At 64.4% G+C, this 15,829-nt stretch carries 6 protein-coding genes; all 6 read left to right on the forward strand.

Going from position 1 to position 15,829, the window contains the following annotated elements:
- Nucleotides 1-207 precede the first annotated feature (207 nt).
- Nucleotides 208-3,561, forward strand: coding sequence for a hypothetical protein (locus tag AB0J36_RS06600; protein WP_363660164.1), 3,354 nt, complete (start codon nt 208-210; stop codon nt 3,559-3,561).
- The gene (locus AB0J36_RS06605; RefSeq protein ID WP_363660165.1) at nt 3,558-8,483 is read left to right on the forward strand and encodes a DEAD/DEAH box helicase; all 4,926 of its coding nucleotides are present in this window, start codon (nt 3,558-3,560) and stop codon (nt 8,481-8,483) included. Before AB0J36_RS06600 ends, AB0J36_RS06605 begins: the two co-directional genes overlap by 4 nt.
- 246 nt (nt 8,484-8,729) lie before the next feature.
- A complete protein-coding gene (locus AB0J36_RS06610; RefSeq protein WP_363660166.1) occupies nt 8,730-9,704 on the forward strand; it encodes a hypothetical protein in 975 nt (324 codons plus the stop codon).
- A 758-nt stretch (nt 9,705-10,462) separates the two neighbouring features.
- Complete coding sequence (locus tag AB0J36_RS06615; RefSeq protein ID WP_363660167.1) at nt 10,463-11,281, forward strand: 5'/3'-nucleotidase SurE; 819 nt, start codon at nt 10,463-10,465, stop codon at nt 11,279-11,281.
- On the forward strand, nt 11,254-14,790 hold the full coding sequence (locus tag AB0J36_RS06620; RefSeq protein ID WP_363660168.1) for a PQQ-binding-like beta-propeller repeat protein: 3,537 nt from the start codon (nt 11,254-11,256) through the stop codon (nt 14,788-14,790). Before AB0J36_RS06615 ends, AB0J36_RS06620 begins: the two co-directional genes overlap by 28 nt.
- A gap of 368 nt (nt 14,791-15,158) precedes the next feature.
- Nucleotides 15,159-15,386: a pentapeptide repeat-containing protein gene (locus AB0J36_RS06625; protein ID WP_363660275.1), complete on the forward strand. Its 228-nt coding sequence runs from the start codon at nt 15,159-15,161 to the stop codon at nt 15,384-15,386.
- The last annotated feature ends 443 nt before the right edge of the window (nt 15,387-15,829 follow it).

The raw sequence follows: 15,829 nt of genomic DNA on the forward strand, positions 1-15,829 counted from the left end.
CTGCCACGCCGGCATCGCCAGCCGGAACTCCGAGACGCAGCGTGTCATCCCGGACCAAAGTCCCTGGGTGCGGCGCTGGCACGGCGACGACAACTTGTCGTTCCCCCAAGCGGGTGACGGCATCAACGATCTTGGCGGCAGTGGTCGGCCTATCGGGCAGGGCAGAGCGTCTGACGTGCTCCTTGTCTTGTGCCGCCCACTGCCCACTTGCATAGTCGCCATACGGCTGAGGCCGCGTTCTCAAGGGGGAAGAACGTGTTACAAGGATCTGAGTTCCTCCGCGACCGGGAATTCGCCTGGGCACCGGTTCTGAACGCTGTGTCGCTCGTCTCCGAACTCGGTGCCTCAGAAACCGAGGTGAAAGAGGTCATTCGGGCGCTCGGCAGGGTTTGCGGAGACGCCGACCTGTACGACCGCCGGCGGCTGCTCGCCCACCGGTACCCCGCATGCCTGGTCACCGGCCTCGCTGGCATCGGCGCTGTCGGCTACGAACACGGCAACTACTGGAGCGCCGTACACCAGCTGGCGCCGGGCAAGATCGACCAGAGCCTGTGGGGCGAGCTGTTTCGCGCCAACCTCGACCGCTTCAAGCTGGCCCGATTCCCGGGGCTTCCGCAGGTCAACGTCGGCGAGATCCTCATGCACGCCGGCGTCCCCGCGTACTGCATCGGCGACCTGCTGAACCTCCTGCTACAAAGGATGGCCCGCGATCCGGGCATGTCCGCGGAGCACTTCCTGGCCTGGGCACTGACCCCGGGCCGCGAATCCCGCCTGTTCGAGCTCGACAAGCCCGTGCAGCGCTTCATGCAGAACGGCGGCGACTACGCCGAGGACCTCATCGATCGCTGCATCGACTTGCTGGAGCGGCTCCGCCAGCCGGTGTTCCACGCCGACGGCCTCGGGCTACCTCCACATCTGATCGCTAAGGCGCAGCACCTTGCCGAGTCGGGCCAGCTCGACTGGACCGGTGCGACCGACCGTGTCCAGTCGGGGACGCGGATCACGCAGGCGCGTCCCCATCTCGAACTTGAGCCCTTCGGACGCGGTCTCCTGCTGTGGCTGCCCTCGGTGCCCGACGCGCCGGACGGCCATGTGGTGTGGCAGGTGCGCATCGACGGTGAGGCACAGACCGTGGTCAGCCGGTCGATGTGGCCGGGCGTGCGGGAGACCGTACCCGCGACGGCACTGACCATTGCACGTCCCGCGCGACAACTCACCGTCGAACTTGCCGCTTACGACCAAGAACACGAGATCGAGGTGGTCGACCCGCGGGACCCGCTGCTGGTGTTCACCGACGACGGCCGACGCGTACCGGCCACTGCCAGCGTGCCGCCGGAACCCGCCTGGCTGCTCTATCCCCACGAGACCGACGGTGGCGCGCCGCTCGAGCTTCGCGTCACCGGCGACCTGCACGACCTCGGCGACGTTCCCGCCCCCTACGGCTGGCTCGGCTGGACCCTTCGCCGTGTCGACCTTCGCCAGGTGGCCGAGCTGCGTCTCGGCGATGGCACGCCCCGACGGGTCAAGGGTGCACGACGCGCTCAGCTGCACCTCGACCCGCCACTGCCCGGCGTGTGCAGCCTCGCCGGCGCGCCGGTCGTCACGGCCGCGCCGAAGCTGACCCTGCCCACCGAGCCAGGTGTCACGACCGAGTGGTCCATCCGCATCCGCAGACCCGGGTCCGATCAACTGATCACGGAGGTTGTCACCGTCATCCGGGACACCACCGTCGACCCATGGCGACAGCTGCCCCGACCCCTCGTCGGCACGTACGAGGTGACCGTCCGCGGACCCCTCGGCCGTGGCCTGTCCCGCACCCTCGAACTGGTCGAGGGCCTAAATGCCCGATCTAACCCCTCCTGGCGGGAGATCCGCGCCGACGGTCTGGAACCGGCGACCGTACGGGCCAGCGCCAGCCTGCACGGCCTAACCGTCACACCGACGGTGGCGCAATTGGGTCCGAAAGACACCGCCGCTGAGGTGCAGATCGACGGCCCTGCCGGAACAGCCGCCGTGCGAGTGACACCAACTCACATGGCAGTGCAGCGGCTCGGCGGCAACGGCCGCGGTGACTGGTCCTTGCAGCCGCTGCGCCTGGATACCGAGACGGTCGGCGAGGGAGAGCTGCTGGTCCGGCTTCCCGAGGTGGCAGACGCCCAACTCGTCGTCAAGGCGGCCGGTCGTGAGTTGCAAACCGTCGTCTCCGGTTTCACGTACGGGCGGCCCTTGGCGCGGTTCTCCCTCGCCACTATCGCCGACACCGTCGGCGTTCACGGCATCGCACAGCTCGATGTCCGCGTCGACGGCCAAGACTTCCCGGTGGCCCGCTGCACCCCGAGGCGCCTCGCTAGCTCCGTCCACCTCGACAGAGACCGGCTAGTCCTCGTCGACGGTGTGCATGCAGAGGGCCTGGTCGCCGGTTTCTACCGCGTATACGCGCCATGGCGGCCTCCGCACGTGGTGACTTTCAACCAGGACTTGGCCAGTGATCCGCTTCCTGAGGAGGTCACCACCGCCGGGCCCCTGGTGGCGCTGCTGCGCATCGAGGACCCGTGGGTGCCGGCAGAGTGGCCCGACTGGCCGGCGGCCGACAACGCCTTCGACCTCGCTGACCGCGAGTGGAAACCCAGCGGAGAGGACACCGCCGACGACGCCGTGTCGGGCTACCTTGCGGGAGCCGACGCGCTGCCCGACCGCTCGGACATCGCGCCACTGCTGATTGATCTGTATCACCGGGCGGATGGCCTTCGTGGCAGGGTGACCTGTGATGTCCGTGGGCTTTCCACCAACCTCCGGCGCTATCCCGCACACGCCCTCGCCGCGTTGGCGAAGACCCGGACCTCGGCCGACCGGCTGGTCGCCCCGCTCGTACATTCCGGCCTGATCGCCGCACCCCCCGACGCGTACGTCGGGGAGCGGGACGAGACCAAGCTGTGGGGGATCAGCCCTCTTGCCGGCATGCTCGCCACGGCCCACCGCCTCGGCGAGCAGGACGGGAATGAAGAGCTACGCGAGCAGGTCTCGGCCGTCTGCGGCGAGGTGGCGTTGCACCTGCTCGATGGTGGCATCGACCCCTACCAGACCGTTGGCCGGTTCGATGAGTCCGCTTTACGTCTGGCCGAGCTTCCGATAGAGGTACGTGACCGGTTGTGGAGGGCGATGCGTGTCGTGCCGGGCGGTCTGCTCGACGCCGACGAGCGGTTGACGGCAGCCCGGCATCTGTTCGAAGTGCGGATACAGCCGGGCCTCGGCAGAGTTTCCAGCGCTGCCAAGGAGCTACTCCTCGTCTCACGCCAACAGATACATGCTGTCAGCGGACAACGCGTCAAGGACGCAGTCCAAGCGCGCAAACCCGCCACGGGCTGGAGGGCGCTCCCCGCGCTGTCGCTCGTCCTGGCTTTCGTCGCACGACTGGCCGCCCGTGGACACCCCGGCTGTGAGTGGCTGCTGCCGCGCATCCTGCCTCATCACGCCACTCTCGCCCGCAGCGCGCCCCGCCTCGTCACCATCGATCTTCTGCTCGCCGAGTTCACCCTGATCGGATCCGGAGCCGCCCGATGATCCTTGACCCCATCGCCACCAGTGACGCCGTTGTCGCGACCTACCGGCGGTACCTACGCACGCTGGTGGAACCGAAGGACCCCCGACTGGCGGCTGCCCTGGAAAGCGCGATCAGCGACGCGATCAACCAGGAAATCACCAAGGGTCCCTTGCTTGAGGCGACACCGCCGTACGTCACCTCAGCCACCCCCCGGCAGCTCGTTGATGCCGGCATTCTCGACCGCGGCATCGCCACCCTCGGCAACGGCTTCAACCTCGACCGGCCGCTGTACCGGCACCAGGAGCGGGCGATCCGCAAAGCCGCTACCGGCCGCAACCTCGTCGTCGCTACCGGTACCGGCTCCGGCAAGACCGAGAGCTTCCTCCTGCCGATCCTCAACCGCATCATGGCGGAGCGCTCGGCAGGAACCCTCGGCCCTGGTGTCAGGGCACTGCTGCTCTACCCGATGAACGCGTTGGCCAACGACCAGATGAAACGGCTACGCGGTCTCCTGGCTGAGGCGCCGGACGTCACCTTCGGCCGGTACACGGGGGAGACCCGGCAGACGCGCCGGGAAGCCGCCGAGATCTTCGAACGACAGAACCCTGGCGAACGCCCGCTACCCAACGAACTGCTCAGCCGCGAAGAGATGCAACAGCGGCCCCCACACCTTCTGCTCACCAACTACGCCATGCTCGAATACCTGCTGCTACGCCCCCTCGACATAGACCTTTTCGAAGGCGAGCACGCCGGCCACTGGCAGTTCATCGTCGTCGACGAGGCGCACGTCTACGACGGTGCCCGCGGCGCGGAACTGGCCATGCTGCTGCGCCGTCTGGTCGACCGGGTCAGCACGGGCCGAGCGTTGCAGTGCATCGCCACCAGCGCGACTGTCGGCGGCGACATGAAAGCCGTCGCCGACTTCGCAGCCTCCCTGTTCCCGGTGCCGTTCGAGAACGACCCGGCCGACGAGGCCAGGCAGGATGTCGTTACCGCCGACCGCGTGGAACTCCCACCCGGACCGGAATGGGGGCCGCTCCCCGCCTCCGCGTACGCCGAACTCCTGGGCGCCGACGGCCAAGCCGAGGCCGTGCTGGCTTACGCCCGGCAACACGGATACGTCACCGATGACCCGGCGGACGCCCTGGCTCGCGAGCAGCGGGTCCGCCGGCTCAAGGCGCTCCTCGCCCACGGGCCGATGCCACTGCCGCAGGCGGCACAGGCCCTGTTCGCCACCGGCGACCAGTCAGCCTCCGCCGCGCTGGTCGCTTTGGCCAACAGCGTCCACGATTCCGACGGCGCCCCCGTGCTGTCCGCCCGCTACCACCTGTTCGCCCGGGCCACCGAAGGTGCCTTCACCTGCCTCGGACCCCACGGCCCACACGTCAGCCTCACCCGACACGAGCGATGCGAACACTGCGGCGACGCGGCATTCGAATTCGGCACCTGCCGCCGCTGCGGCACCGTCTACCTCTCCGGCACCCTGGAACGAATCGGAACCCACGCCGTCTTCCGCTCCCGGCGATCCCGAGACGAACAGCAGGTCTGGATGGCATTGGTCGACACCGTGGCCACCGACGAAGACGAGGAACCAACCGGCGGCAACACGCACTCCGCCGGCGAACTGGGCAGCATGTGCACCCGATGCGGCGTCTTCCAGACCGGCCCAGCAACCGCCTGCCCCCGCTGCCCCGATGCCACCATGCGCCAGGTTCGATTCCTTCGGCAACGCACTGACGAACTCACCGCATGCCTGTCCTGCGGCGGACGCGGCGACGGCCTCATCCGCCTCTTCTCCAGCGGTAACGAGGCCTCTGCCTCGGTCCTCGCCACCGCCCTTTACCAGAAGCTGCCCGTGGCATCCGACCTCGTTCAGCAAGGCCTACGAGGCGGTGGACGCAAGCTCCTGCTGTTCAGCGACAGCCGACAGTCCGCCGCCTACTTCGCGCCCTACCTCGAAGACTCCTACCAACGGATGCAACGCCGACGACTGCTCCACGAAGGGGCCCACGCTGCCGCCGGGAACGGCGACGAGATCCGGCTGGAAGACGTCATCTACCACACCAGCCGCGCCGCCGACCGATTCGGCATCTTTGAACGCCGCCAATCACGACAGGCACGCGAACGACAGGTCTCCCTCTGGGCGCAGGTTGAAGTCGTCGGCGTCGACGAACGCAACTCCCTCGAGGGTCGCGGACTTCTCGTCTGGGACATGTCCCGCGACCCGGCCTGGACCCCGCCCAGGCCATTGACCAACCTTGGCCTCGCCGCCGAAGAAGCCTGGGCGCTGATCGGCGAGCTGGTCAGATCGATCCGCCTACAAGGCGCCGTTGCCGCACTCGACGGCGTTGACCCCCGCGACGAAGCATTCGAACCGCGCCTCGGCCCCATCTACGTCCGCGGAACCGGCGCCGACTCTCGCCGCAAGGTCCTCAGCTGGCTGCCCACCAAGGGCGTCAACCGCAGACTCGACTACCTGCGCCGACTGCTCAACCGACTCGGACACACCGCGGACCCCCTCACCATCCTCGAAGGGGTATGGCACCTGCTGACCAGAGGGCCACAGTCGGAATGGCTGATGGCCAGCACCGAGCGTGGCATCGGTCAGGTCTACCAACTCGACCCCGCACTGATCATCTGCACGCCGGTCAGGAGCGGGGCCGTCTGGCAGTGCTCCACCTGCCGCAAGCTCACCCCATTCAACGCCCGCGGCACCTGCCCGACCATGGCCTGCGACGGCACCCTCGAACACTGGGCGCAACCCGCCGCCGACACGGACACCGACCACTACCGCAACGTCTACCGGGACATGAACCCGGTACCCCTGCGCGTCTTCGAACACACGGCCCAGTGGACCAGCGAACGAGCCGCCGAGATCCAACAACAGTTCGTCCGAGGCGAGATCAACGCCCTGTCCTGCTCCACCACCTTCGAACTCGGCGTCGACGTCGGCGAACTACAGGCCGTCATGCTCCGCAACATGCCACCCACCACCGCCAACTACGTCCAACGCGCCGGCCGCGCCGGACGACGCACCGACGCCGCCGCACTCGTCGTCACCTACGCCCAACGCCGCTCACACGACCTCTCCCGCTTCGCCGAACCCAACCGAATGATCGCCGGCGAGGTTCGCGCCCCCTACGTACCTCTGAACAATGTGCGGATCGACCGCCGGCACGCTCACTCCGTCGCCCTGGCCGCCTTCTTCCGCCACCAGTTCCGCACCTATGGCACCGTATTGCGGACCGCGGCGGACTTCCTCCTGCCAGCCGATGACGGAATCGCCCCGGTCACGCTGGTCAGCGACTTCCTCACCCCCGCGCCCGCGGGCGTCACCGACTCGCTGCGGCAGGTCCTGCCCACCGACGTGCAGGACAGCATCGGCGTTGAAACAGGCGCCTGGGTCGAGCACCTACTCGACCTCCTGGAATCTGTTCGGGCCGAGCTGCAACAGGACGTCGACACCTACGAGCAGAAGCGGCAGGAAGCGTTCACCGCCCGCCAGGACGACAAGGCCGCACGGTACAGCCGGGTGATGAAGACCATCATCAGTCGGGAGCTCCTCGGACTGCTGGCCAACCGCAACGTCCTGCCCAAGTACGGCTTCCCCGTCGACACCGTCGAACTACGGCTGGCATTCGCGGACGCTCAGCAGGCCAAGCAGCTGGAACTGTCCCGAGACCTCTCCTCGGCCATCTACGAGTACGCACCCGGCGCCGAAGTCATCGCCGGGGGACTGACGTGGCAGTCCGCCGGCGTCTACCGGCTGCCAGGAAGGGACCTCGAACGCCGCTACTACGCCGTCTGCGACGGCTGCGGCCACTACCGCGACTCCATCGACCGCCTCGGCCAGGAGTGCCCTGCCTGCGGTGCCGCACCCGTTGGCGCTCCCCGCCAGTACGCCATCCCGGTCTTCGGATTCGTCGCCGCCCGCAACAGCGCCAAGCGGCCCACCAGCGCCCCGCGCCGCGCCTGGCACGGCGCCACCCATGTCGTCTCGCCCGGTGCCGAACTCTACGAGGACAAGCTGAACATGGCCGGCGGCACGGTCACCGTTAGGGCCGGCGCCAGAGGCGAACTCATCGCCCTCAGCGACGGCGCACGTGGCCGCGGCTTCTTCATCTGCGCCACCTGCGGCTTCGGACGCCCCACCATCGATGGACTGGCCAGCCACCAGAGCCCACTGAGTGGCCGAGACTGCCGAGGCCGCATGGAAAACCTGTCCCTCGCCCACAAGTACCAGACGGACGTCCTTGAGCTGAGCGTAGAGGGTGTAGCCACGGACGGCCTCGACGACAGCGCCTGGCGGTCAATTGCCTATGCCATAGTGGAGGGCGCCGTCCTCGCCCTTGAGATCAGCCGCGACGACATCGACGCAACGATGTACCAGACCGAAACCGGACGCAGCGTGATCATGCTGTACGACACCGTGCCCGGCGGCGCAGGGCACGTGCAGCGAATCGCGCAACGGCTACGCGACGTGCTCGATCAGGCGGTGCGACGGGTACGCGGCTGCGAGTGCGGCCCCGAGACCAGCTGCTACCGGTGCCTGCGAGTGTTCCGCAACGAGCGCTACCACGAGCAGCTACGCCGTGGAGTAGCCGCCGACGTACTCGGGCGCCTACTCGGCAAGCCCGACCAGGTGCCGGTCGGCGCTCTGCGGGTCTCGCTATCCGACACCGGACCCGCCCTCGGCGCGACCCGGCGCTTCCTGGTGACGGAGGCACCCGGCGAAGTCTTCGAGCCGGTCGCTTCTGGGCAACTGGACCTCTACGAAGGTCGCGTCGTTCTGGCCACTCGTGACGGCAAGGCGGCGGTTGGACGGCTTTGGCTGCGTCGGGACGCTTACGACGTCGTCGGCGCTGGCCTGCAGCCGATAGCTGGAACGCCGCTGGACGACGGGGCGGATGAGCTCACGCTGATCGGCGTCGCTGTGCTGTGACACGCGGCTGCGCCCTGCACGCCGTCACTTGACTGCCGTCAACGTTCTGTGGAGTGGCGATTTTCGATCTTGGGGTTCGTGGCAGCTTCAACCGGTGGGAGGTCGGAACTGATGGGGCAGTCGCGCATTCCGGAGGTGGCCGGCGCTGCCGCCCCGCCGGGGAAGGTACGTCGGATCGCCTCAGAGACTGAGGCCAGCGAGCTCGCGCACCGGTTGCTGACGCCGGGGCGGCGGTGGCCGGTCGCGGTGCTCACCCTGCCCACCGGGTATGACGAGCCCTTCGGTGATCCCGACGAGCTCAAGGAGGCGGTCGGCGAGCTGGCTGAGGTGGTGCTCATGCCCACGAACGACGTCTCATGGGCATTCTCGCGGGTGATGCCGCCCATGACCCAGGTCTACGGCGGTGCAGGGCGCGTGTACCCGGTCGACCACGGTTGGGTGCTTGACCCTGCACGCAGCAGGTTGCGGTTCGCCTACTCACCCCAGGACCGCCGACGCATCACCGACCAGTTGATCAGCGACGCGTTGCAAGCGGCGCTGACGGCCGGACTGGTCGAACCGCTCACCCGTCCGGGAGTTCAGCAACGCTCGGGACGGGTGCAGGGCGTCATTGGGTCCCGAGCGCTGGTGACGTTGGACGGCATGGCGGTGGCGACCGTATGGGAGGAGTTGACGGTCCCCGGCGTTGCGCTGGATCAGTTGCTCGTCAAGGGGCAGTCGGCTGCGGGCAGCTACGACCAGGTCTCGCGTCGCCTGGACCTGCGAGCCGCACTGCGGTTCGCCGATGCCGCCGGCGCCTTGGCGGCGGTCGACGAGGCGTACCAGATCGATGACGTTGTCCTGGTCGAGGTGGCGGCGGTGGCCGACGAAGCAGTCACCGTGCGGTTGTTGCCTGAGCTTACGGTCGACGTCGGTCGGGATGCGGTCACCTCCAACCCGACCGACATGCTTAGCGGCCTGTTCAGCGTCGGGGAGGTCGTCGCCTGCCGCCTCGTCACGCTCAGTCCGCTGTCGTTGCGGTTCGACGATGTCGACGACGAAGAGATACCGAGGCCCGCGCCGAGTCTGCTCCCCGGCGGGCCGCCCTGGCTACGTCCACCCGACCCGCGGCTCTCAACGGCGCCGGCGTCTCGGCCGCCACCTGCTACGCGTAGCCGTGCTGCGCGACCCTGCGCGGACGACCAACGTCGGCAACTTCTCGGCGGTGCGGCACCTCGGTAGCAACCTGTTCCGCTGTGCTCGCTGCGAGGACCAGCTTGGCACGGAGGCCGACGCCAAGCGGAGCGGACAGCCTGTGATGGGCGTCAACTACACCAACCCTCGCCGGGGAGGCGAGCAGGGGCACCGGATTTACAAGTGCAAGCGTTGCCACGCCAGCAGACGAGCTGACCCGATCGATGAGTTCGTGGGGAAGGTGTTCGCTGCCCGGCTTGATAGGGACGACGTTGCCGACCTAGTTAGTAGTCGTGGTGGGCCCGGTGTCTCCGGGCCCTAACTACCTCATTAACAGATGGCTGCCTTGTCGTCGCTGGCTGCGACGCCAACTTAATTGCCGCAGCGGCATCGAGGATCGGCAGTCAACCGATCGGCCTAGGGAGGTTCTCTGACCTTTCGAGCTGCGCCAAGTGCAAGCGCTCTTCGGCGCGACACTTAAAACCGCCGCTGTGGTTGAAACCCAAACCTTCAATTGTTGGCCTGCTCTTCACCGCTGTACACCTCCGAGAATAGGAGGCAGCGGGATCCCTCGCCCTCGCGAACGCCCCCTTGTCAGCGCTGATTCCCGCCCGAGTCGCGAGCCTGCCCCCTTACCTGAGTGGGGGAGGAGAAGCAAGAGCTCGGCAGGTCGGATACCCGTCATCGTCGGCCGGGGCCTTGCTGCGTTCACTTGCATCATGATGATGAAAGGACGATGAACCTGCGGTGGAACGGCCGGGCGGGTGCATCTTTTGAGGAAACGGCCGGCAGTCAATCCAGGAGGAGTGAGCGCATTGGCGACAGGTCATAGCCCCCGCCCGCTGATACTCGTCACCAATGACGACGGGATCGATTCACCAGGAATTCTGGCGGCAGCGGAAGCGGCGTCGCGGCTTGGTGACGTATTAGTTGTCGCACCAGTGGGCCAACAAACCGCAATGGGTCGATCTTATCCGAAAACGCCAAATATTGGCGTCATTGCGGAGGTATCCCCACCTAAAGACTTACCCAACGTCGTAGGATACTACTCCGTTGAGGGAGCCCCCGCGCAGGTTGTGTCGTACGCAATTCTCGAGCTTGCCGCCACCTTGCCGTCACTCTGCATCAGTGGGGTGAACTACGGAGAAAATCTGGGCACAACCCTTACAGGAAGCGGCACGCTCGGGGCGGCCTTCGAAGCAGATTCTTACGAAATTCCTTCACTCGCCGTATCGCTGCAGGTAGTCGACGGCGACACGCCCGAGGGGGTCAATTGGGGCTCGTGTATCGCCGTTTGTGAGAGATTCGGGTCTGCCCTCCTCAGGAGAGACGTGCCAAGTGACGTGTCAATCCTCAACATAAATATCCCAAGCGATATCTCACCGGACACTCCAGTCCGTAGGACCATCGACAGCCGGCAGCCATTCTGGGTGTTTCGAAAGCCGGTCCGAGAGCATCACTCCGTTCCCACCCGTCTTCCTGTGGAGTCCGAGTTGGTCGAAGACACCTTGGAGGCGGACAGTGATATCCGCGCCCTGATCCTCGACCACTCGATAAGTGTCACGCCAATTAATAGACGGCTGGCATATCAAGGCCCATGGGATTCGGCACTATTTCAGGCATAGCCTCCGTGGCCCAGCCGTCGCGTCATCAAACCTCGATCCGAATCCTCGCCGACAGCGAGGACATTCCGCGTATAAGGCGAGAGATCACCGAACCGATCTCACTACTAACGCCGCCGGTTGTCATCGAGCTGGTGCCCGCTGCAGACGGTACTGAAATCCCGCCGAGTGGTGCGTGGGTTGTGATAACGAGACGTCTGATCGACCATCGGCAGGACAGGTTCAAGCGGCTCTTAGAGATCTGGAAGAGTGACCGTACCAGCTTTCTGATACTAATCGATAACGTGCGTATTCCGATGTCTGTCGCGGAAGAGCGGCGTGTTAGTAAGTCTCGCCAAACGCACGAATTACTTAGAGAAGTGTACGAGAAGGCGCTTCCGAGCGCTTTGCGGCCTGCATTGATCCCGGCTGTGCGGCCGCTTGCGGGGCGATCGGAGGAGCTCCAAGAGATTAAAGATTCTCTGCTCGATTCGGGACTAAAGTTTGTTGCCGTTGTCGGCCTGGGCGGGCAGGGGAAAACAACGCTGGTCCGCCATGCCGTTAGCATCTTTTCCATCCCGGCGTCGTGGGTGGACGTCTCGGATGAACCGGAGCTTCCGGCATTAGTTACACGCATTCAACGCGCCCTCGGTGTCGCCGTGGATGGTGAGCCCCAATCACTCGTCAGTGCCGCGATTGATCATGACGAGGTGCTAGTCGTTGACAACCTAGAGAGCCTAATGCCTGCCGGCACGCTTCCGAGGGCTCATGAGCGACTGTTCCTTCTGCTAGGTGCATCGACGAGCCTGAAGATTGTTTTCACCAGCAGAGTTGAACCGCGTGTTCTCTTGCGAGACTCTGCTAGCAGTGCTCGTGTTATCGGCCTGAACGGCCTAGACCGTGAGGGAGTTTCGGAGCTCCTCAGGTCGCTCGGTCTTCAAATGCCAGCAGAATCGGTCATGGCAATCTGGCGGTGGTCGGGAGGCAACCCCCTCGCAGTAAAGCTGTTGGTAGGTTTCATCCCCGACCCGGATTCCACCGATCCCGCGGACATCCAGAGAGCGCTCGAGGAAGCAGTACCCGATATCTCCGCTCTTGTCGAAAGCCACCTCCGTTTCATCTCGGAGCGTGAACTAATGGTAGTGCGGCAACTTGCCTGGCACGGCGGCACGCAGGGGCTGCGACAAATAGCTCTAGGCATCGCCGAAACCGAATCGGTTGCACCGCTCGTGCTTAAGTTGTCTCGACGTAACCTTGTAGAGTACATCTCCGAGGCGGAGGTGACGCTACACCCGCTCGTGAGGCAAGCAGTCGTAGCGTCGATGATGGAGAAGCTATTCGCGGAGGTGCTAGATCCGGCATCGGGTCTGGAAATTATGTCATCCGTCCTACTTCTAGACCCTCGTGCATCACTAGCTGAGCGTAAACGCCATCTACAGAGGCTCGAGGACATCGTTGCTCGACTTAGAGCGCGAGGACTAAGGGGACAGGGGCGCTGGGCTGGCAGGTTCGAATCGCTGCTCGAGATCGGTAGAACCGCTGACATCGCGCCGATCTTTTTGCCCGCAAACACGCTCTCGTTCGCTCGAGCCAGTGGATTTTCTCTCGCAGGAGCGAATCTCAGCGGGTTGTATCTCGCAAATGCCGACTTGCGTGGTTTAGACCTTCGAGATACTGATTTCACTGACGTCGAATTCCATTCATGTGAGTTTTCCGATGATTTTGGCCCTATCACCGCCGTGCACGGGATTCACGACGGGACGAGGCGATTGTGGATAGGCGGGACCTTCGAGGGACATCTACGCCTTTGGGATAACGATGGCACGCCCCGTGGAAGCATTGCCGTTGGCACTACATGGGTTAGCGCGATTGCCGGTGAAACGCCGGAATCTGTGTTTGTAGGGACTGTCGACGGAAGCTTATATACCACCGACATCCTTAGGGGCAGTGCAACTCTGCTCGCACGCTGGGGATCGGCGCAGATCCGGTCCATTGCCCTCGCCGAGGGGCGAATCTATGTCGCTTGCTCCGACGGGAATCTTTACACGTATGACCTTACGACGCAGGAGCAAACGAAGTTGTGGGCCGCCCCGTACCGGCTTAAGTTCGTTTGCCTATCTTCGACAGGTGACCTTGCTGTCGGGGGCGATGATCCGCGAGTCGTCATTCTGTCCGCCGGCACCCAACAGGTCTGTGCTCCATCAGGTCGTGCCGGTTGGACCAGATGCGGAGCGTTTTCCGCGGATGGAACCTTGGTCGTAGGTGGCGATGACGGGGTACTGCGAAGTTGGGTACGCGCGCGCGACGGATCGTGGGAAGAGGTGCAGTCGGCCGTACATGGCGCGCGCATTTGGTCGCTGGCCATAGACGACGGGGCTGGTCAGGTATTGACCGGCGCGAACGACGGTGCCATCCATGTATGGAGCCTTTCCGACTTTCGTAAGGTCGGCACAATGCACGGCCACTCGTCCTGGGTAAGGTCGATCTTTCTTGACCCATCGTCCGGCAGAGCCTTGTCAGGCGGGGAGGATCAACGAGTAGTGCTATGGGAGGTAAACAGCTTCGAGCCACGGTTCATCAGGCTTGGATACTCGAGGCGACTATTTAGCGTGGACTTCATGACTGGGAATGGCCTCGTGTGTAGCACAGGCGACCATCGTATCGTTACCTTCGCTGGTTCCGACCTCGACCGTATGGACTCGTGGAACGGACACAGCGACCAGGTCTTCACGCTCCACTGCCGCGGAGGGTTTGTTGCATCGGGCAGTGACGACGGTGAGGTGAGGATTTGGAATACGGAGGGGCAAATTCTGACCGTGCTTCCACGCTTGCACGCGGGTTGGGTAGGCAGTGTTCGCCTCACTGACGACGCGGCGCTATTGTTCAGTGGAGGAGACGACCGACGGTTAGCTATCATCGATGTCGTCGCTGGCGCGGTCGCGAACGAACGAGAGACTCACGACGGCCGCATAAGTGGTATAGCTGTACTGAGTCGAGACATAATCGTAGCGGTCAGCGAAGACGGCACTGTTCGTCGACTTGCTGTGCCCAACCTGTTCGAACTCAACTCCTGGCAGGCATCAAAGGGTCCGCTCTATTGTGTTGCTAGCTTCGCCCATCGGATCATCGTCGGCGGCTCCGCTGGTATCTTGCTCGAGCTTCCTCATGATTTGAGCTCCGTCGCAGAGTTGGCGGACTTTGGCGTTCCGATCTGGTCCGCTGACTTCAATCCGGTAACAGGAACGCTGGCCGTCGGGCTCGACGACGGCCGTGTCGTAGTACTTGCACATGATGGATCTGTCCGCACGTTCACCGAACACAAACGCCAAGTGTGGTCCGTCCGCTGGTCTCCAGACGGGCGGCTGCTCGCATCCGCTAGCCAGGACGCAACGGTGAAGCTATACCAATTTGGTGATGACATAGTGAGGTCGGCGAGCCCGCCGACGCTATACGCAGGCATGCTCCTGCGTGGTGCCAGTGGTCTGGTTCCCGGAGAGCGAAAAGTGCTAGATCGGCTGGGTGCAAAGTGGTGAGGCTTTGGCTTGCGGCGTACTGGCCAGCTATCAGAGGTCGCGCGGCTCGACTCGGGCGGGGATTAGCTTGGTGGCTTGCCGTTTTGGCTATTGCACTCGTTGCTGCGACTAGTGCGTCCCGATTGGGTTCACGGCCGCCGTCACCCATTACTGGACCCGCGGTCAAGCTTCTCGACGCGACGACAGGCGGCATGCTTGGTGCAGCTACTACTGTTCTCTTGCTTTCTTATAGCCAAAATCGAAGATCCGAACGGGCTCGACGTCGACGCCTTATCGCCGCCCTGAAGTCAGGCAATAGAGAGCTTGTCCGGGAAGCGGTCGCCGAGTTGAAGTCGACTGGTGAGTGGGGGAACGGTTACATGGATGGGATGGATCTTTCTAACGGGACTTTTGCTTCTCTGGATTTATCCGGCTTCAGGCTAACGCGAGGGGCACTTGTGGGCTGCGACTTCACCGAAGCCTCGCTCCTCGATTCGGACCTGCGTCTGACAGATCTGACTGACGCAGAGTTGGATTCAGCGTCAGTGGCTGGGTGCGACCTGCGGGGGGCGAAACTTGTGCGGGTTCTGGTCCCGCCAGGGGCGCGGATATCATAGATGACGGCGCTCAGGAAGATACTTTGTACCGAGGCTAAGTACATGGCGAATCAACTCGGCATCCTAACCGCCTCCGAGGCGACGATCGATCAGCTCAGCAGGGGAGCATCAGTCGTCAAATTTTCCTATCAGCCAACCTTCATGCCTCATCTGAATATCTTGCTTCAGCTGAAACGCGTTCTTGAATTATCGTCCGCACCGAGCGGGCAACTACCTGGCATTGTCCCAATGATGCTCCTTGTGGACTACGATATTGCGGCGGAACGTCGCTTCCGCCGAGCGGATCTTCCTGCGAGCCGCGGGGTCTACTTCCTCCGTGCTGGAATTGACCGATCGATGGACAGTCGGGTGCGCTATTCGATTCCAAGTCGGGACGCCCACGACTTCCAACAAGTTAGGGATCAGTGGCAGAGTTACCTGTTGAGTGTCGGCCTTCATGGGAG

The sequence above is a fragment of the Micromonospora sp. NPDC049662 genome, assembly GCF_040675055.1.
GTDB lineage: Bacteria > Actinomycetota > Actinomycetes > Mycobacteriales > Micromonosporaceae > Micromonospora.